Origin of the sequence: Flavobacterium arsenatis (assembly GCF_031456785.1) — a bacterium.
Lineage (GTDB): Bacteria > Bacteroidota > Bacteroidia > Flavobacteriales > Flavobacteriaceae > Flavobacterium > Flavobacterium arsenatis.
The window spans coordinates 144,564-164,496 of the sequence record NZ_JAVDVI010000006.1 but is presented as its reverse complement, the minus strand read 5'-3'; the positions used below and the strand labels follow the sequence as shown (position 1 = coordinate 164,496).

The window sequence follows — 19,933 nt, the reverse complement described above, 5'->3', positions numbered from 1 at the left end:
AGTTACTTCACCTCAGTCCCATCCTTTATTTCTTCGGAAGCAATCTTTACCAACCTTTCATTCGGTTGAATGTCCCCAAAGACTTCTACCCTATTCTCAAATTCCCGTCCTTTTTGAACTTTCGTTCGAAGGGTTTTATGGTCTTTTATTTTCAAAACAAAAATACCTTCGCTTGAGGAAACTACAGCTGATTTTGGTACAACGAAAGTGCTGTCTTTTGCGTTCAATGGCAAAATGACTTCGGCTACCATTCCGGGTAATAATTTTTTATTTGTATTGATGACATCCATTTCTATTCTTTCGGAACGAAGTCGGCTGTCCAAAGCTCCCGATTTTCTAGCAATCTTTGCTTTGAAATTTTGTCCCATCACAGATTTTACAGTAAAACTCAATTCATCTCCATTGCTTAAATAACCAGTGTAGGCTTCAGGAACAAATACTGAAAGTCGTAGTTTATCTTGCTGTTGAATCGTCACCAAAGGCAAATCCGAACCTTTTCCGGCAGGACCAACATAAGCTCCAAGATTTACATTTCGAGCGGCAACTACACCATCAAACGGAGCACGGATTTGAAGATAGCTGATGATATTCTGTACTTCCCGATACGACGCTTTTGCAGCCTGAAGCTGTGCATAATCAGAATTCTTTCGTCCTTCGGCAAGTTCCAAGTCGTTTTTAGAAATGGTTCCTTCGACCTTGCTGGTTTCCAAGAATCTTTTATAGGTGTTGTTACTGGTCATGTAAACCGCTTCCTGCGAATGCAATCGTGATTCGGCTGCAGCCAATTGTGAACTGGTTTCTGGAGCTTCCAAAATCATCAAGAGTTGCCCTTTCTTGACTTCCGAACCGATATCCACTTTTAGCTCCTTTACAAAACTGCTGACTTTTGCATAAATATCTACTTGCTGGAACCCAACCAATTCGGCAGGCATTCTCAATTCAGTTGACAATTTTTCTTTTTGGGCAACGAATGTTTCGATTACTGGAGCTTCTTCAACTGCCGCTGTTTCTTCTTTCTTTTCGGCACAACTAGCCAAAAATAACATGGCTAGAACGGCTACTTTTATACTATTATTTTTCATTTTTATGAGATAATGATGAGATGTAATGTTTGCTTTCTTCGTCTTCCGGATCCAATGAAACCGACTGGGTAGAAGTTTTTCCTAATACCCAAGCGAAAATCATCGGCAGGATAATCAATACTGTAAAAGTGGAGAATAACAATCCTCCGATTACGGCTCTTCCTAAAGGCGAAACTTGATCGCCACCTTCGCCGTGACCGATGGCCATTGGCAGCATTCCAGCAATCATCGCGATACTGGTCATGATGATTGGACGTAATCGCAACGATGCCGCTTCACGAGCCGATTGCATCGCATTTCCATTGACTTTTCGTAATTGTTCGGCATTGGTGACCAACAAAACAGCATTGGCAATGGACACTCCGACTGACATGATGATTCCCATATAGGATTGCAGATTCAAGGTTGAACCCGTGAGTAACAACAACAATAAAGCTCCTAAAACTACTGCCGGAACGGTCGTTAAAATAACCAGAGAAATTTTGAACGATTGGAAATTGGCCGAAAGCATCAGGAAAATAACCACAACAGCAACCAGTAATCCTGTTTGAAGGCTTCCCATGGTTTCCTCCAAAACCTTCGACAATCCGATAGGTTCTACGAATAATCCTCTTGGCAATTCTCCTAAATCTGAAATCGTATTTTTAACCGCTTTTGCAGCTGTTCCCAAATCGGTATGGTCGATGTTTGCCGTCACCGAAATATAGGGCATTGCACCAACATTGTCGTTTTCGCCATAAGTGTAAGATGATGTAATCGTAGCCACATCACTCAAAACCGGACGAGAAGTATTCTTCAGCAAAGGAATTTCACCAAGGTCATTATGGGAATTCATCTTGTCCAACGGCACTTGCACCTGAACATTATACGAAAGTCCAGCCTTTTCATCAATCCAAGTATTTTTTTCGGTATATCTTGAAGAAGAAGTTGACGCAATCAATGAACGTGAAATATCATTCATATCAACCCCCAATTGTGCAGCACGAGTCCTATCTATATTGATTTCCAAGGAAGGATATTTTATAGGTTGACCGATTTGAACATCCCTAAAATAATCAATCTTATTCAGTTTGGCGATGATTTTATTGGCGTATTCTTCGTTCAGTTTTTTATTTTTTCCTGCAATCCTGATTTCGATTGGCGTTGGCGAACCTTGGCTTAACACTTTATCCGTCAGCTCAATTGGTTCGAAGGAAACTTTCACATCAGGTAGAATCTTTGCCAATCTTTTTCGGAAATCATCTTTGAAGACTTCCATATCGGCATGGTAATCCTTTAATCCGATTTGGAAAACCGCTTCGTGAGGACCAGCTGTGAAAAGATAAATTGGTGAAACCGAAAACAAACTTGGATGCTGGCCGACATAAACCGACGAAATATCGATATGCTCCTTTCCTACCATCTTTTCTAATTCCTTCAAAGCCAATAAAGCCTTGTCTTCCGTTCTTTCAATCCGGGTTCCATCAGGAGCTCGAAGTCGCATTTGGAATTGGCTTGAATTGACTTTCGGGAAAACATCCTGACCGATTGCATTCAACAATAGGATTGCCAAAGCCGTAATTCCAAACAAATAAATCAAGGTGACTGGTTTTCTGAATACAAAAAGCCTGTCGATAAGTTTCATAAAACGGATACGGAATTTCTCGAACTTGCCGATTTTTCCATCGTTATCTAAATCTTCTCGAATCAAGACTTTTCTTTGATTATACATATCTTCTTCTGATTCTGGCGTTAATCCCGAAGCATTAAATTCGGCTTCATCATCTGAAATTGTATGTTCGTGGTGGATTTTTGCGTGGTCTTTCATCAGCCAGTTTGCCATAATCGGAACAAAAGTCTGCGAAAGCAAAAACGAAATGATCATCGAGAAACCAATCGCCAAAGCAAGAGGTAAAAATAAAGCTCCGGGAATTCCTGTCATCGTGAAAGCTGGGGCAAAAACGGCGAGAATACAAAGTAAGATCAACAGTTTTGGCAAGGCAATTTCCTTACAGGCATCCCAAATGGCGAGTGCTTTTGGTTTTCCCATGTCCAAATGCTGGTGGATATTTTCAATGGTAACGGTACTTTCATCTACCAAAATTCCGATTGCCAAAGCAAGTCCACTTAACGACATCAAGTTGATGGTTTGTCCGAATAATTTCAGGAACAAAACTCCTGAAATAATTGATATTGGAATCGTGAGGATTACAATCAGAGCCGCCTTCCTATCTCCTAAAAATAGCAATACCATCAATCCTGTTAAAACCGCTCCAATGACACCTTCGGTAATCAAACTTTTTACGGAATTGATTACATAAACCGATTGATCGAACTCATACGAAAGCTGTACATCTTCGGGTAACGTACTTTGGATTTTAGGCAATTGCGATTTTAAATTCTGCACCACTTCCCAAGTTGAAGCATCTCCTGCTTTTGCAATACTCACATAAACCGACCGTTTTCCGTTGATCAAGGCATAACCGGCTGTAATATCGGCACCATCTTTTACGGTTGCCACATCTCCCAAATATAAATTTTGGACACCGCCTTTGAACAATGGGATTTTCTCAAAATCTTTTATTTCCTTGATGGTGTTGTTGGTTGGTGTGATGTAATTTTTATCGCCAATTCTGACATTTCCAGAAGGAGCCGTTTGGTTGTTAAGCCGCAATGCTTCTACGATTTGATCGGGTGTCAGATTATGCGAACGAAGTGCATCTGGATCAACATTAATTTCAATTGTTCTTGGGCTTCCGCCGAAAGGTGGTGGTGCCAACAAACCTGGAATTGAAGTAAAGGAAGCTCGGACATAGACGTTAGCCAAATCCTGTAACTCGTTATTTGTCTTGGTCTTACTACTCAAAACCAACTGACCAACCGGAAGCGATGAAGCATCAAAACGGATGACAAACGGAGGTTGTGAACCAGGAGGAAATGCCGCTTGAATCCTGTTGGAAAGAGCACTCAATTCGGCTGCAGCCTGGGCCATATTCGTATCTTCGTAATAGGTCACTTTCATCAAAGTCAACCCTTGGATGTTCTTGGTTTCAATGGATTTTACACCATTGGCAAAAAGCATCACATTGACATAGTTTTTGGCAAAATACGACTCCATCTGGTTAGGCGTGTAACCTCCAAAAGGATGAGCCAAGTATAACACCGGAAGGTTCATTTTGGGCAAGATATCCACCTTGATGGTTCTCACGGCTCCAATTCCGAAGAAGAAAAGTCCGGCCACGAGAACGAGAATCGAGATGGGCTTGCGAAGTGCGAAACGTATTAAATTCATTAGGCTTTACAATTAAAATTCATTAATAAATAGATCGAAATCGCCCGTTGCAGCGGCTTTCATCAAAAGCGATTGCCAAACATTAGTGTAAATAATATCACGGTCAATTTCGGCACGGTTCAAGGTGTAGAACGCTTGGGTAACATCAATTAAATTCGTCAAACCGTTTTTGTACAAGGTTGTTTTTTGCAGGTAGGCTTGCTTTGCAGCGTCAACTTGTTTGGGTGCTTCCGCAAAATTGTCCATGGCGAATTTAATTTTCGCATCGGCGGCATCCGACTGGGTTTTCAACTGTTGGTCGATCACTTTATATTCTTCTTCCAAACCTTCGGAAACTAGCTTTTGGGCACTTACTTTTTTGCTGGTTCTGGCTATGGAAGTCAGGTTCCAGGTAACGCCAACCCCTAACAAATAATTTTGACGGCTCGGACTTATTCCGTCCAGATAATTTTGGGTAAATGAACTTTGATCAACGGCATAATCTGAATTAAATCCTGAAGCACGTGTTTGGTATATGCCGAAAAAACTGAAACTAGGATAATTTTCTTTCCTGAATGCTTTTACTTGTTGTTTGCTGAAATCGACACGGCTTTTATAGAATTGAAGTACCGGATTCAGGCTATCATTTGCCTGTTCCAATCCAAAAATTGCATTTGGAACTTGCTTTACGAAAGTGGTATCCAAGGCAAAATCTTTAACCTCAACTCCCATCAAGGCAACGAGCTTGTTGTTTTGTTCCTTGACTTGGTCTTTTATCTGGTTCAGGGAAATTTTTGCCCGGGAAACTTCGGCGGAAGCCAATGTAGAATCTACTCCAGCCAATAAACCATTCTTGACTCTCACTGCAGCCAATCTTTGAAAAACTTCGGCTCTTTCTAGATTTTTCTGTTGAGAAATGGCTAATCTCTGACTTGCAAGAAGATTCAGATAAGCGCCAGCGATTTTGATTTTCTGTTGGAATTTCTCCTGTTGCAGGTCTTTTTCAAAACGAGCGGCATCGGCTTTGGAAACATTGATTCGCTCCTTGATTCTTCCGAATGTGAAGAATTCCCAATTGACATTTACCAAATACAAGGCTCCAAAAGCGGTATTCCAATTTTGATCAGGAAGTGGCAATCCGGAAGAAGCGACACCAAGACCTCCAAAACCATAAAGTGGTCCGTTTTGTCCGTTTACGGTTCCGTAATCTTGCTGGGCCGAAAGGTTCAGGTTGGGCAAATAATCGCGTTTGGCTTGCTTCACGGTTTCTTGCGAAGCTTCGGCATACTTGGTTTTTGCCTTGATGGTTCCGTAGTTTGAAATTCCAGTTTCTACGGCTTCTTTCAGCGAAAGCGTTTGTGAGAAACCGTTCAGGAACAGCATCAGATTCATAAAAATAAAAAACTTTTTTAAGGTCATACGGATAAATTCTTGGGATATTAAAGTGCGAATTTAGAGTGCCTATTTTTTATATAGGGATTATAAATGATGAACCAAAATGGTAAAATGACGAATTGAATTGGTCATTAATGCCCGATGAAATACAATTATAAATGCTTACTTTGTAGTCCTTTAAATGTTGAAAATGAAATTTAAATATGTTTTGGAAAACAAATGGTTGCAGGAAATTTTCATCCTTGTTTTCTCTTTTGTGCTTTTTACGTTGAATGACTGGATCCTGATTTTGAGCTTGAAAGGCTTCTTTTTTGGTTTGGTTTATTTTTTTATTTTATATGCTCATGCCCAAGTCAATCGGTTTTTCATCCTGCCTTTTTTACTGAAGGAACACCGACCGGTTTTATATCTGATCCTGACAGTTTTGGCCTTGCTTGTTTTTTCTGTAATCCTCTATGAAGTTTCTACCGAGATTCTTTATAAGAATTGTTTCCTGTATAAATCGGCCAACCAAAAAACCTATCATTTTCAGTTGGGGACTTTGGCGGGAACATTGGTTTGTATTTTAGGTTCGATTCAGATTTTGGAGCATTATCGGGAACAGAAACGAAAAACCAACAAGACGCTTTTGTTTAATGAAATCCAGCTGAATGCCTTGAAAGGACAATTGAATCCGCATTTTCTTTTTAACACCTTCAATACCTTGTATGGCATCAGCCTTCAATATCCCGAACGAACTCCGGATATGATCATGCAGGTTTCGCAACTGATGCGGTATCAGGTGGAAAACAGTTCAAAGGAATTGGTTTCGATTGAAGATGAGATTGCCTTTCTTTCGAGCTATATCCAGTTGGAAAAAGAACGTGTTGGTTACCGATGTGATATTCAATACTCGTATGATTTCGACGAAAGTCAAAATTATAAAATTGCACCAATGCTGCTGATTACTTTTATTGAAAATGCCTTTAAACACGGAGCTTGCACGATTGAAAATTGTCATGTGAACATCAAAATCGAAGTGAAGGAAAATCGTCTTTTTATGAATATTGTCAATTCTATTCCGAAAAAGAAAAAAGCAGTTGTTTCTACCAAAATTGGTTTGAAAAATACCAAGGAAAGATTGGGAATCATCTATGCTGAAAAGCACAAATTGGAGATTATCGAAACTGAAAAAAGTTTTAGTGTGAACCTTGAAATCGAACTGAACTGATGACTACTCCAAAAAAATGCATCATTGTGGATGACGAACCGGCTGCACATTATGTGTTGGTGAATTACATTCAGAAAAATCCCCAACTCGAATTGGTAAATCAATTTTATAATGGCATTGAAGCGATGACTTTTTTACGTGAAAACAAAGTTGATTTGATGTTTTTGGATATTGATATGCCTGAAATTACGGGATTGGAATTGTTGAAAATCATTCCGTCGGCTCCCAAAACTATCTTGACAACAGCCTATTCTGAATTTGCTTTGGAAAGCTATGATTATGGTGTGATTGATTATTTATTGAAACCCATTTATTTCCCGAGATTCTTGAAAGCCATTGATAGATTTTTTTCGTTGGATGCCACTCCTGAAGTAAAAACGGCTACGGAATCAATTGCAAAAATCAGTGTCAAGGTGGACGGTTTTTTTATGGATATTGAGTTGAAAAACTTACTTTATGCACAAAGTTTCGGAAACTATGTGAAGTTGTTCACCAAAAACCGAACCTATTTGGCTTCGACCACAACCAATGAAATTCAGAGTAATTTACCAGACAGTTTGTTTATGCGAATCCACAAATCCTATATCGTTGCCTTGGATAAAATTGAAGCAATTGAGAAGGATTTTGTTGTGATCAACAAAGTGAATTTGCCCATCGGGATCACCTACAGAAGGGAATTATTGGAGGTTTTAAAGAATAAATAAGCTTCGATACACGTTTTTTTCTATTTATTTCTCCACAAAACACTTCCAAAACCCACAACTTTTTTACCTTTAGACTTTCATATAAACTACCGATGAACATCTCTAAAAAAGGACAAATACTTCTCTTTCCTCCACCCGAATTAAAGGATTATCTCGTTGTAATTTCGGCACCGATTGAAATTCATAACGAAATAAAAAAAATAAACGACAAGCTTCATAAGATAATAGCAAGTAAGGAAAAGGGCAGGTTCAAAGCACATATCACGCTTTTTAATTCGGCTTGGGAACAAGACAATCATTTGTTAGAGCGGTTGAAAAAAGTAATTTCAGATGCAAATAGCTTCCCTGTTTTGATTAATGGTGTGGATATTTTTTCAAACGGAACAAAAAAGAAAACGGTCTATCTGAAAATTGAGAACCCAAAACCAATCCAGAAATTGTATGAAGCCTTTAGAACTGAATTGAAAATAAAAAAAGAGTTTACACCACATCTCACAATTGAGAAAAACCTTCCAATTGCCGACTTTGAAAAAATCCAAAACGACCTTAGTAGTTTCAACCATCAATGCGAATGGGTTTGCGACAGGATTACGGTTTTAAAATTCAATAAAAAAACCAACTCCTATAAGTTGGTTGAAGAAATTTTATTGAAAAATAGTGAAGCTTAATTAATTTTCAATTGCTTAAAATACACATTTAATCAATTACCAATTTGAATTCCTTCCGGTATTGAGAAGCACTTTTTCCTGTAAATTCCTTAAAGGTTTTGTTGAAATAACTGAAATTATTGAAACCGCTTTCATAGCAAATATCCGTGATGCTGATGGGTTTTTCCGCCAATAATTTCAAGGCATGCACCAACCTATATTCGTTGACAAACTTCGTAAAGGTCTTGTTAGTGGTCTTTTTGAAATACCTGCAAAACGATGGAACGGTCATGCTCACAATTTCGGCAACTTCCTCCAAAGTGAGCTGTTCCTGAAAATGATCCTTCACATAATTAAAGACAATATTAATGCGGTTATTGTCCTGAACCTGTGTCTCCATAAAAAAGCCTCCAGCATTCAATATCTTGAATTCAGTTGAAGTTTCCATATCGTTCAAAACATCCAAGATTGTCAATAACCTTTCAAAAGGCGATTGATTTTCCATAGCTTCAATCTTGGCTCCAATTCGCTTTTTCGCTTCGCCTTCAAAGGCAATTCCGGCTTTTGCTTCGTTAAAAAGTTTTCCGATATTTTTCATTTCAGGAAGATTGAAAAAATTGTTTCCCAGAAAATCGGCTTTCATCTGCAGGACCGTTTCATTCTTGTTTCCGGTTTCCTCGTTGGTCAAACCGCAATGGGGCAAATTACTTCCAATCAGAATCAAATCGCCATCGGTAAAATAGGAAATATGGCTTCCGATTTGGCGTTTTCCGCTTCCTCCGTTCACATAAACGAGTTCAATTTCGGGATGAAAATGCCACACATGCGATTTGTTGTTTGCATTTTCATCAAACCTTAAATAGGAGAACGAACTTCCAAAAGAAGGTTCCACCAATTCGTAAGTGGGTTTGTGGATTTTCATTTTTTGGGGTTTTAAAATGATTACAAAATTACCTCAATTGTGTTCGTTATTACCAATTTTAACCTAAAACGTTTTCGTTGGAGATAATATAGCACATAAATTTGAAAATTATATCCTGTTGAAGATTAAGATACTGCAGTAATTTAGCTTCATAGAAATAGTATAAATTTAAAAACTACAATTATGAAAACGATCTTAAAATTGACATTGGTATTGGCAGTAGTTTTGACTGCCGTTGGAGCACAAGCTGGAAACGGAGATTTTTATCTTCATGTAAAAAAAGAGCAAGGAAAAACCATCCGTTTTACATTGAATGAAGATACAAAAACTGAAATCTCAATTCTTGATCCTCAAGAAAGAATACTTTACTCTGAAACTTCTTCAAACAAAAATGGCATCAACAGAACCTATAATTTGGATGAGCTTCTTGCAGGAACTTATTTTCTGGAAGTAGAAACAGCTTCAAAAATTGCACGATATGAAATTACAGTTTCAGATAAGGATGCCGTACTTTCTAGCAAGGCCGTTTCTGAAACCTACAAACCGGTTTTGACTTCTAAAAAAGGTATGGTAACGTTGACGATTCCAAATACAAAAAACACTACGGTTGCAATCAAAGTTTTTGACCGCAACCACAACGAAGTGTATTCTGAAACCTTGAAAGACAAAGATTCTGTTAAGAAAAAATTTGACATCAGCAATTTCGCTGGAGAAGAATATACTTTTGTAATGGATTACGGAAACAAGTCTTTTAGCGAAAGCATAGTATCACGATAAAATAAATAGTTATTATTGGTTAGTACTTATTTATCAAGAAAACAGTCCTCTTTTGGGCTGTTTTTTTTTGTTTTATATTTTACATTCCTTCAAAAAAAAACCAAATTACTTAACACAAAAATCCGTAATGAATATCATTTCCTAATGAGGTCTTAACATTCGCATCATACCGCCTTTCTACTTTCGCATCATTAAAACAACACAAACATTAATGATGAAAAATTTACTTTTAGTAGTTACTTTTTTGGCAATCGGCTTTACTGGATTTGCTCAAAAAAACGGAGTTATCTCTGGAAAAATTACCGATTTAGACGGGAACTTCTCGCTTCCAGGTGCCACAATCAAGTTGAATGTTGGAAACAAATACACCGTTTCCGATCAGATTGGAGATTTCGAATTTCTGAACGTTCCTGCTGGAAACTACACGGTAGAGGTTCTTTATATCGGATATCAAACCCAAACACAGGAAATTTCGGTTGAAGAAGGGAAAACAGCCGTAATCAATTTCAAACTTTCTTCAGGTTCAGAAAATTTAAGTGAGGTTGTGGTTATTGGCGATAGAATGAAAGGTCAGACAAAAGCCTTGAATCAACAGAAAAACAATAGAAACATTACCAACGTGATTTCTTCGGATCAAGTGGGTCGTTTTCCAGATTCAAATATTGGAGATGCCTTGAAAAGGGTTCCGGGAATCACAATGCAGAACGATCAAGGTGAAGCAAGAAACATCATTGTTAGAGGTTTGGCTCCTACTTTGAACTCCGTTACCATCAATGGCGACAGGATTCCATCTGCCGAAGGCGATAACAGAAATGTGCAAATGGACCTTATTCCATCGGATATGATTTCTACAATTGAAGTGAACAAAACCCTGACTCCAGACATGGATGCGGATGCAATTGGAGGTTCGGTAAACTTGATTACAAGAGCCACTCCAAATGGTGAAAGGATTTCGGCTACATTATCCGGGGGTTATAATCCAATCCGTGAAAAAGCACTTTACACAGGTGGATTTGTTTATGGAAACCGCTTTTTGGATAACAAATTCGGAGTAGTTGTGAGTGGATCGTACAACAACAATGATTTTGGTTCGGATAACATCGAGGCAGCTTGGGTAAAGGACGATTTTGGAAATGTATATGTCGAAGAATCAGACATCAGAAAATATGATGTGCAAAGAATCCGTAGAAGTGCATCCTTGGCTTTCGATTATAAATTCAACAGCAACAACACCATTTTTGCAAGTGCTATCTACAACTGGAGAGACGACCGTGAAAACCGTTTCAAGACTTCTTATACCGATATCGAAGCTCAATATGATGCCAATGACCGAATTATTGGCTATGAAGGAACACTTGTAAAAGAAACAAAAGGTGGAGTTGACAATAATAAAAACAAAAATAGACGTCTTGAAGACCAAAGAGTTCAAAACTATTCGTTGAGAGGAGAACATCTTTTGACTCCGAAATTGGATTTGGATTGGTCGATGAATTATGCAACAGCAAGAGAATACCGTCCGGAAGAGCGTTATTTGGAATTTGAACAGGAAGGTTTGAGTATGTTAGAAGATTTATCCGATACAAAATATCCTTTTATCACTGCTATTGGAGAAGATCCTGCAGGTCTTGAACTATCGAATCTTTCTCAAAATACTGATGAAACCAAGGAGAGTGAATTTGGAGCAAAAATCAACATCCGTTTTCCATTCTCAATAATGCCTGATCAAAAAGGTAGAATTAGAACCGGTTTGAGAGTTAGATTGAAAGACAAGGAAAGAAACAATGTGTTTTATGCCTATGAGCCAATCGATGGATTTGAAACCTTGGCCGATGTTCCGACTAGCTTTTTTGGAAGTGAGAATTTTAATCCTGGCGTAAAATACGTTCCTGGAGTTTTTGCTTCAGCCAACTTTTTAGGAGGTTTGAATTTAAACAACGACGGACTTTTTGAAAGAGAAATTGATCCATCGGAATTCTTGGCAGAAAATTATAAGGCAAAAGAAAACATCTTTGCAGGTTATGTGAGATGGGATCAAGATTTATCTACAAAACTATCGATGATTGCCGGTTTCCGAATCGAAAACACTCAAATTGATTATACAGGAAACAGGGTTTTGGATGAAGAAGAATTAGAAGGTCAGATCACAACAACAAATTCTTATACAAACGTTCTTCCAAGCGTTTCCTTTAAATATGATGCTTCGGAAAGTTTGGTACTTCGTGCTGCTTTGACAACCGCTTTGGCCCGACCTGATTATTATGCTTTGGCTCCTTTTGTAAACAACATCGCTTCCGACTCTGAAATTTTTGCTGGAAATCCAAACCTTGATGCAACTTTGGCCTACAATGCTGATTTTATGGTAGAAAATTATTTCAAATCGGTAGGTTTGCTTTCTGGTGGTATTTTCTACAAAAGATTGAACGATTTTATTTATACTTACAGCGATCCAGCTTATACAACTGATGAATTTGCAAATGATTTTCCAAATCAAGCCAACCCAATTCCTGCAGGAGAAAACTGGACTTTCACACAATCGAGAAACGGTGACAAAGTTGACGTTTACGGATTTGAAGTTGCCTTGCAAAGACAATTGGATTTCCTTCCTGGGAAATTCTTGAAAAATTTTGGTATCTATGTTAATTATACCTTCACAGAATCAAAAGCATTCGGAATTTCGGATGAAGATGGAAATCCAAGAGCTGATGTGAGCTTGCCAAAAACCGCTCCACATACTTTCAATGGTTCGTTATTCTGGGAAAACAAACGTTTCTCTGCTAGAATTTCTACCAACTTCACCTCTGATTATTTGGATGAATTGGGTTCGGAAGCATTTGAAGATTCGTATTATGACAAGCAATTTTTTGTAGATGCAAACGCTTCCTACAAAATCACTAAAAACTTGCGTTTGTTTGTTGAAGGAAACAACTTGAGCAATCAGCCTTTGCGTTATTACCAAGGAATTTCTTCAAGAACTAAGCAATTGGAATTCTATCAGGCAAGGTATAATTTCGGTGTGAAATTCGATTTTTAATCCTTTTAACCTAAAATAAAAAATAACGCTTGACGGGATTCATTTCCTGTCGGCGTTTTTTGAGTAAAATATAAGTATGAAAAATATAATTTACATTTTATTATTTGTCTTCGGAAATACCTTTGCCCAAGACTATCTTTCAGAAGAAAAATCAGGCTACAAAGGCGGTTTTATTCCAGAATTGAAAATATTGGACGAAAGTCTTAATTTTATCGTGATGGGAGATTTTGGAAGAAATGGACAATATTTTCAAAAAGAAGTTGCCGAACAAATGGGAAAAGCATCAATGACAATCGGTTCTGATTTTACGATTTCTGTTGGTGATAATTTCTATCCAAACGGCGTTCAAAGCACAACGGATCATCAGTGGATTTCTTCTTTCGAAAACATCTACACCAACCACAGTTTGTATGAAAATTGGTATGTGGCTTTGGGAAACCACGATTACAAAGGAAATATCCAGGCTCAGATTGATTATTCAAAAATCAGCCGAAGATGGAAAATGCCAGCCAAATATTATTCGGAAACTTTCGAATTAAAAGATGGAAATAAGGTTTTGCTGGTTGTTATGGATACCAATCCGTTTATCGACAGCTATCATAAAAAAGGAACTTTTATGTATGAAAACATCATTGCCCAAGATACAATTGCACAGAAAAAATGGCTGATTGAAACCTTGAACACATCTGATAAATCCATCAAATGGAAAATAGTTGGGGGACATCATCCGTTATATTCTGGAGGAAAACGCAAGGATAATCCTGACACAAAAGGATTTGAGAAGAAATTTGCCGGAATATTCGACCAATATAAAGTAGATGCTTATTTGTGTGGCCACGAACACGATTTGCAAGTCATCAAACCTAAAGGAAGATACACAACCCAATTCCTTTCAGGTTCGGCTTGCGAAATCAGGCCAACAGGATACCGAGAAGGAACGTTGTTTTCGGCTTCTGAACCAGGTTTTATGACGTTTTCGATCAATGCTAAAAAACTGCAGGTGCAAGCCGTAAACGAAAAAGGGAAAATAATTTATACAACAGAAATCAATAAATAATGAGAAATTTTTTAATTGCAATAACAACAATCGGGGCTTTAAGTATTTCATGTAGCGACAAGCTGGCTCCTGTAAAACCAAACGCTCTAAAGCCAATCGCCATTACCGAACCGGCTCCTCACGATACAGACGACCCTGCAATTTGGATTCATCCAACTGATGCTTCAAAGAGTTTGATTATCGGGACCGATAAGGATACCGAAGGTGGTTTGTATGTTTATAATTTGGAAGGGAAAATCGTCAACAAGGTTTTGGGAATCAAACGTCCGAATAATGTTGACGTCGCTTATGGTTTGATTTTAAACGGTAAAAAAACTGATATAGCCGTTACAACCGAACGCGAAATGAACCGCATACGTATTTTCAGTTTGCCTGATATGAAACCAATTGACAATGGCGGAATTCCCGTTTTTGAAGGCGAAGTTGAACGTGACCCAATGGGAGTTTCGTTATACACACGACCAAGCGACAAGTCGATTTTTGCAATCGTTGGAAGAAAATCAGGACCGACTGATACTTATTTATGGCAATACAAATTGAGTGACGGCGGTTCTGGAAATGTAAAAGCCGAAATAATCAGAAAATTTGGAAAATACAGTGGAAAAAAAGAAATCGAAGCCATTGCCGTTGATAATGAACTTGGTTATATCTACTATTCTGATGAACAATCGGGAATGCGAAAATATGTAGCCGATCCGGATGCAAAAAACAACAACGAACTTGCTTTTTTCGGTCAGAAGGATTTTAAGGAAGATAATGAAGGAATTGCGATCTACAAAAAAACCGCAACAACGGGTTATATTTTAGTTTCAAACCAGCAAGACAATACATTTAATGTCTATCCAAGAGAAGGTGCAAACGGAAATCCGAATGAATATCCGCTTTTGGCTGTAATTCCAACTTCAACTGTTGAATGTGATGGTGCTGATGTTACCAATATCAACCTTGGTCCGAAATATCCAAACGGAATGTTTGTGGCCATGAGTAACGGAATGACGTTTCATTTTTATGATTGGAACCAGATTCAGGAATTGATTGACAAGAAGAAATAAGTATTAAGATTTTTTTAAATCATATTGTAGGAGATACTCGAATCAAAGAGTATCTCCTTTTTGTTTTTATGATTACTTTTATGCAAAAAAAAAAAGATATGTTCTCAAAATCCATAAAAATATTCCTGGCAAGTGCCGTATTTATATCTTGTGCAAATTCCTCTTCCGAAGTGATCGAGGAACTGTTTTCAATGCCAAAAAAAATCAAAGAATCTTCCGCCGTTGAAGTAACCGAAAAATCCGATTTGATTTGGACCTTGGAAGACAGTGGCAACGAACCTCAACTTTTTGCCTTGAATATAAAAGGCGAATTAGTAAATACGCTTGAAATTAAGAATGCACAAAACAACGATTGGGAAGATTTGACGTCCGATAAAGACGGAAATCTCTACATCGGTGATTTTGGAAACAACGATAACGATCGGAAAGATTTGACTATCTACAAAATAAATGCTTCCGATTTAACCAAAAAAGAAGCTTCATTTGCCGAAAAGATTTCCTTCTATTATCCTCAACAAACTTTGTTTCCTCCTAAAAAATCTGAACGTTTTTATGATGTGGAATCGTTTTTTCTTTTTGAAGATAATTTTTATTTGTTCACCAAAAACCGAAGTTCAAAATTTGACGGAACAACATTATTATACCAAGTTCCGAATAAATCCGGAAACCATCCTGCAAAATTAATTTCATCGTTTAAAACCTGCGACAATTTCAACCATTGTGCTGTTACAAGTGCCGATATAAGTCCCGACGGAAAAAAAATCGCGTTGTTAAGTGCCGATAAAGTTTGGATTTTCACTGATTTCACTTCCAATAATTTCCTTTCGGGAAAAGTAGAACAGATTGATTTGAAAAGCTTCACCCAAAAAGAAGGGATTTGTTTCGTTGGTAATGATAAGCTTTACATCACAGATGAAAAAGACCATTTAACGGGTGGAAAATTGTATCAATTGAAACTAAAAAGATAGACACGAATTACACTAATTTCCACCAATCAATTCTTGAAAATTAGTGCAATTCGTGTTTATTCTTCAAAAAAAATCTGTGGAAATCTGTGGAATCTGTGTTTAAAACCCAAATCCTATCCCAGCCGAAATCCTAACGCCATCTTCAGAATGGAAAAGGGCAATTTTTCCAGTAATCACATTAACGCCATTGAGCCAAAGTCCAGCTCCATAGGAATTGTGCCATTTAGTTGAAAAATCGTCCTGAAGCCAAACCCTTCCATAATCGAATCCTGCAAGGAAACCGTATTTTATAGGAACAATTCCGTTCTTGAATTTCCCCATTTCATATCGGATATCCGAAGTTTGAAAAAACGATTGCTTCCCTGAAAAACGCTGAAAACGGAAAGCCCTCAAATCGAAATCGCCTCCAATGGTTGCCATCTGATAAAACTCATAATCATTGCTAAAAAGCATTCTGGTCTTGGCCAAAGTTCCTATGACAAGCTTCCCTCCTTTTGTGATTTTATGACTGAAACCCAACGCCATTTCTGCGTGAGGAACCTGCCTGTTGGAGTCTTCAAGGTTGACACGGTATCCTCCTTCGACATAAAATTTCATCCCCAAGGTTGGATTGGACGGATTGTCATAGTTTTCATAACCGTATCGAACTTCTGCTCCAGCAAAATTCTGGGTAGTGAAAACAGCAGGATTAACCAATCCAGGACTGTCGATAAAACGTCCTTCAGTTCTTTCGACTTCAAAGGATTCAAAAGTGGCTTTCGCCGAAAAATAAGCTCCATAGTCGCCTTTCCAATTGATGGATGGCGAAGCTTTTATGGATTGGATTTTCACACGGTTGAAATTCATTCCCAAATCATCATCGTTATTAACGGTTTCATTTCCATATCCAAAAAAGGTCGAGCTAAAATTCGGACTTGTAACACTTGCATCCATTTCTATGGACCAATCATTGATAATATTCGGAAAAATCCCTTTGTATATAAGTTCATAACCGCTTGTTGCAAAGTAATAATTGGCTCGGATGTTATGCTTCTGGGAAAAAGGATTTCTCTTAAACGCATTTACTGTATAAGTTAGGGAAACCCCCAGTTTCACACCATCATCTGGATTGAAACCTGCATTCGGGAAACCAGCAATGATGTTGTATTTTGGTTTTTTATAATCATAACGATTGAGTTCGTAGCTATCGTGAAGATTTTTCCTGGTCTTTCCATCGAGGTCAAAAGTATTTTCCTTTGATTTAAAATCATAGACTTCTACCTTGTTGCCATTTTCTACAACATAGGAATCGTGATTCAATCCACCTAATAATCTTAAAGTAATATTGCCATTTTCTTTCCCATTTACCTCAAAAATATCATCATCATCCAAACCATAAAACCACAATTCCTTGGTTTCTTTTTTGTTGTAGATGCGGGAATATTGAAATTCTTCGCCGTCCTTTTTCATTCGAATGACTTTTACTTCGGTTTCACGGTTGGGAAGTCTTGTAATCACGAATTTATCTTTTTTATCGGTTCCAACAACCAAAGCGGTTTTCTGCAAAACCTTATAATAATCGCTTCCAAATTCAGGAAGTTTTTCCCTTCTTTGCTTCAAATAATTCTTGATTCTTTCAATGGTTTCATCCTGAACTTCTTTCGGCAGATTATCAAAAGCCTTTTCAATTTTGGCATCGGTAAGTTCCTTTTGGATAAATTCGGCTTGTTCTTTCCAAACGCTTTCATCCGAAGTTCTCAAGAAACGAAGATCTAACGGATAAGCTTCCATGTTCAACCATTTTACATTTCTAATATCGCCACGGAAACTCTGCATGTGTCGCAAAGCTGGCATTTTCATCAAAAGAGATAACAACGCTCCACCATATTTTGGAAAAGCTTGGTCACGGTCTCTCGGAATCGGACGGTAAATTACCTTGCCGTCAATCTTATATTCACCCCATCTCCATTGGTCATAATGACGGTCCCAGTCGCCAATGAGCATATCAAACAAACGGGCTCGAATATAGGCTTTTTCATCCACTGCATATTTTTCATCCTTGGTAAGATTCTTCAAAACATCATCGGTGCTGACTATTTTATCTGGTTTTCCAAAACTCGCCAATTTTTCAAAACCATCAGCCGGACGTTCTTCTATCATATACAATTCATCGCCAAAATCTTCATTAAAATCAAGCAACGCATTCTGCTTTGGAACAAAAAATAATTTTGGATTTGAATGATAAACACCAACCGCTTCTGCCAAATCTCCCACTACGAAAGGCGTGTAAGGATGTGAAGAGGTATAAAAATCTAGTAGAAAATCTTCGGCATAGGTGTCGCGAAACTCCTTTTCAACATATTGATCCTTGAAAGCGACGGATTGCAAAAAGCGTGTAGCACTTTTTTTCAAGGCCCTCATTACATATTCCCTTCCAGATTTGTCTTCCAATCTCAAGGATTTTGATTGATGACCACCTCCTGCTTTTATAGGTTTCAAACCGCCATAAAGCGTGTCGAGATTGACATTCCTAACCCTCACCGGTTTACTGAAATATTCGCGATAGTGCTTTCCGAAAAGAAACGTATGAAATTTGCTCTTGGAAGTCATGGTTGAATCATAAACCGATGAACGGATGTATTTTGAAAAGGAATTTTTATAGTTTTTCTTAGGAATTTCAATCTTATCGGCAATCAATTGATGACGGAAAAGCAGTTTCTCTTTCTTGTCCACCATTCCATAAAAAGAAACGTTGGCAACACCTTTATCGGTTACTTCCAAAATGGAATAACCATTTCCTCCATATGAAAAATCCTTCGGGTTGATGGCTCTTGCCGCTTCTACCTTTGAGCCTGAACCACTGATGATTTGCTTCACATTATCCTTCTCAACATACTGCAAATTATGGTCGTGACCGGAAACTACCACCACATTATCCTTGTCTTGAATCAAGGCCTTAATGCGTTTTACAAGTTTTGTGTATTCCTTATTTTGAATGTCTTGTGGACTTACACCGGTTGTTTTTCGGAGCAAATTGATTAAAGATCCAATAACAGGCAAAGGAACTTTTGACTCTAATGGAAATAATTGCTTTTCGAGCGAAAATTGTCCGCCATGAGTTCCGTTGCTCATCAATGGATGATGTATGGCGATGATGGTGGTTTTCTTCTGGTTTTTGTTTAAAACATCTTCCAATTCTGTAAAAAAATCTTCTCTAGTTTTGATGTTGCAATTGTCGTTGATGGTGGGATGATTGTCCCATTTTTCAAGATACCATTGCGAATCGATGACGATCAAAGCCAAATTATCGTTTATGGAAATGTCATCAATCGCACAACCATCTTTGGGCAGGAAGGATTTCTTTTGCTTCAGTTTTTCATTTACATAATCTTCCTGACGCTTCAATCCTTCTACTCCATTGTTGTACCAGTCGTGGTTCCCTGGAATAAAAATGGTTTTGCCTTTAAAGTTTTGGCTTAAAGCCAATTGATTATCGAGCTTTTCTTCGGCAGATTTTCTTTCGCTGTCGTTCTTTTTGGGCATTCCATACGGATAAATATTATCACCCAGAAAAAGAAGCGTGCTGTTTTCATTCGCCCGATTCAATCGTTTTTTTAAAGAGGCAAGTGTGTTTTTGGCATTTTCCTCATCAGCATTTCCCGCATCGCCAACTAAAAAGAACGTATGTTTTACAGTTGTTTGGGTTATTGAATCTTTTTCAAAAGCAGTTGTTGACTTTCCATATTGTGGTTTTTTAACAGCACACGAATACAATAGAAACACCACAGAGACGTTTAGAATAGCGACGCTAATATTATGACGAAATCTATTATTTAGAGAAAATAATTTCATATTTTGG

The 19,933-nt window shown here is 37.9% G+C and carries 13 protein-coding genes; 8 read left to right on the top strand and 5 right to left on the bottom strand.

The window, feature by feature from the left end:
- Positions 1 to 2 precede the first annotated feature (2 nt).
- From J2X31_RS08495 to J2X31_RS08485, 3 genes are read right to left on the bottom strand one after another with little or no spacing between them, the layout of a single operon-like run.
- A complete protein-coding gene (locus J2X31_RS08495) occupies positions 3 to 1,082 on the bottom strand; it encodes an efflux RND transporter periplasmic adaptor subunit (protein ID WP_310025987.1) in 1,080 nt (359 codons plus the stop codon).
- On the bottom strand, positions 1,072 to 4,353 hold the full coding sequence (locus J2X31_RS08490; RefSeq protein WP_310025985.1) for an efflux RND transporter permease subunit: 3,282 nt from the start codon (positions 4,351 to 4,353) through the stop codon (positions 1,072 to 1,074). Before J2X31_RS08490 ends, J2X31_RS08495 begins: the two co-directional genes overlap by 11 nt.
- Before the next feature lie 12 nt (positions 4,354 to 4,365).
- A complete protein-coding gene (locus J2X31_RS08485) occupies positions 4,366 to 5,751 on the bottom strand; it encodes a TolC family protein (protein ID WP_310025982.1) in 1,386 nt (461 codons plus the stop codon).
- Between the two features lie 166 nt (positions 5,752 to 5,917).
- Here J2X31_RS08485 and J2X31_RS08480 point away from each other — a divergent pair, with 166 nt between their 5' ends.
- From J2X31_RS08480 to J2X31_RS08470, 3 genes are all read left to right on the top strand, one after another.
- Positions 5,918 to 6,937, top strand: coding sequence for a sensor histidine kinase (locus tag J2X31_RS08480; RefSeq protein WP_310025980.1), 1,020 nt, complete (start codon positions 5,918 to 5,920; stop codon positions 6,935 to 6,937).
- Entirely contained in the window at positions 6,937 to 7,641 is a 705-nt protein-coding gene (locus tag J2X31_RS08475; RefSeq protein WP_310025978.1) for a LytR/AlgR family response regulator transcription factor, read from the top strand. Before J2X31_RS08480 ends, J2X31_RS08475 begins: the two co-directional genes overlap by 1 nt.
- Before the next feature lie 92 nt (positions 7,642 to 7,733).
- Complete coding sequence (locus tag J2X31_RS08470; RefSeq protein ID WP_310025976.1) at positions 7,734 to 8,309, top strand: 2'-5' RNA ligase family protein; 576 nt, start codon at positions 7,734 to 7,736, stop codon at positions 8,307 to 8,309.
- A 28-nt stretch (positions 8,310 to 8,337) separates the two neighbouring features.
- On the opposite strand, the gene J2X31_RS08465 is transcribed toward J2X31_RS08470, so the two are convergent.
- Positions 8,338 to 9,210: an AraC family transcriptional regulator gene (locus J2X31_RS08465; protein WP_310025975.1), complete on the bottom strand. Its 873-nt coding sequence runs from the start codon at positions 9,208 to 9,210 to the stop codon at positions 8,338 to 8,340.
- A gap of 183 nt (positions 9,211 to 9,393) precedes the next feature.
- Between J2X31_RS08465 and J2X31_RS08460 the strand changes: the two genes are divergently transcribed.
- The 5 genes from J2X31_RS08460 to J2X31_RS08440 all read left to right on the top strand — a co-directional run bounded on the left by J2X31_RS08460 (position 9,394) and on the right by J2X31_RS08440 (position 16,095).
- Entirely contained in the window at positions 9,394 to 9,987 is a 594-nt protein-coding gene (locus tag J2X31_RS08460; RefSeq protein WP_310025974.1) for a T9SS type A sorting domain-containing protein, read from the top strand.
- Between the two features lie 214 nt (positions 9,988 to 10,201).
- Positions 10,202 to 13,018, top strand: a complete 2,817-nt coding sequence (locus J2X31_RS08455; protein WP_310025972.1) for a TonB-dependent receptor — start codon at positions 10,202 to 10,204, stop codon at positions 13,016 to 13,018.
- A gap of 76 nt (positions 13,019 to 13,094) precedes the next feature.
- Positions 13,095 to 14,075 (top strand): metallophosphoesterase, encoded by a 981-nt coding sequence (locus J2X31_RS08450; RefSeq protein ID WP_310025971.1) that lies wholly within the window; start codon positions 13,095 to 13,097, stop codon positions 14,073 to 14,075.
- Positions 14,075 to 15,127, top strand: a complete 1,053-nt coding sequence (locus J2X31_RS08445) for a phytase (protein ID WP_310025970.1) — start codon at positions 14,075 to 14,077, stop codon at positions 15,125 to 15,127. The genes J2X31_RS08450 and J2X31_RS08445 overlap by 1 nt, the downstream gene beginning before the upstream one ends.
- An 80-nt stretch (positions 15,128 to 15,207) precedes the next feature.
- The gene (locus tag J2X31_RS08440; RefSeq protein WP_310025968.1) at positions 15,208 to 16,095 is read left to right on the top strand and encodes a YjiK family protein; all 888 of its coding nucleotides are present in this window, start codon (positions 15,208 to 15,210) and stop codon (positions 16,093 to 16,095) included.
- A gap of 99 nt (positions 16,096 to 16,194) precedes the next feature.
- Here J2X31_RS08440 and J2X31_RS08435 read toward each other — a convergent pair whose 3' ends face one another.
- Entirely contained in the window at positions 16,195 to 19,926 is a 3,732-nt protein-coding gene (locus tag J2X31_RS08435) for a metallophosphoesterase (RefSeq protein ID WP_310025967.1), read from the bottom strand.
- Positions 19,927 to 19,933 lie beyond the last annotated feature (7 nt).

Coding starts and splice junctions, on each gene's coding strand:
- J2X31_RS08485 (WP_310025982.1), bottom strand. CDS start 5,751: ATGACCTTAAAAAAGTTTTTTATTTTTATGAATCTGATGCTGTTCCTG.
- J2X31_RS08455 (WP_310025972.1), top strand. CDS start 10,202: ATGAAAAATTTACTTTTAGTAGTTACTTTTTTGGCAATCGGCTTTACT.
- J2X31_RS08470 (WP_310025976.1), top strand. CDS start 7,734: ATGAACATCTCTAAAAAAGGACAAATACTTCTCTTTCCTCCACCCGAA.
- J2X31_RS08490 (WP_310025985.1), bottom strand. CDS start 4,353: ATGAATTTAATACGTTTCGCACTTCGCAAGCCCATCTCGATTCTCGTT.
- J2X31_RS08480 (WP_310025980.1), top strand. CDS start 5,918: ATGAAATTTAAATATGTTTTGGAAAACAAATGGTTGCAGGAAATTTTC.
- J2X31_RS08495 (WP_310025987.1), bottom strand. CDS start 1,082: ATGAAAAATAATAGTATAAAAGTAGCCGTTCTAGCCATGTTATTTTTG.
- J2X31_RS08440 (WP_310025968.1), top strand. CDS start 15,208: ATGCAAAAAAAAAAAGATATGTTCTCAAAATCCATAAAAATATTCCTG.
- J2X31_RS08435 (WP_310025967.1), bottom strand. CDS start 19,926: ATGAAATTATTTTCTCTAAATAATAGATTTCGTCATAATATTAGCGTC.
- J2X31_RS08460 (WP_310025974.1), top strand. CDS start 9,394: ATGAAAACGATCTTAAAATTGACATTGGTATTGGCAGTAGTTTTGACT.
- J2X31_RS08465 (WP_310025975.1), bottom strand. CDS start 9,210: ATGAAAATCCACAAACCCACTTACGAATTGGTGGAACCTTCTTTTGGA.
- J2X31_RS08450 (WP_310025971.1), top strand. CDS start 13,095: ATGAAAAATATAATTTACATTTTATTATTTGTCTTCGGAAATACCTTT.
- J2X31_RS08445 (WP_310025970.1), top strand. CDS start 14,075: ATGAGAAATTTTTTAATTGCAATAACAACAATCGGGGCTTTAAGTATT.
- J2X31_RS08475 (WP_310025978.1), top strand. CDS start 6,937: ATGACTACTCCAAAAAAATGCATCATTGTGGATGACGAACCGGCTGCA.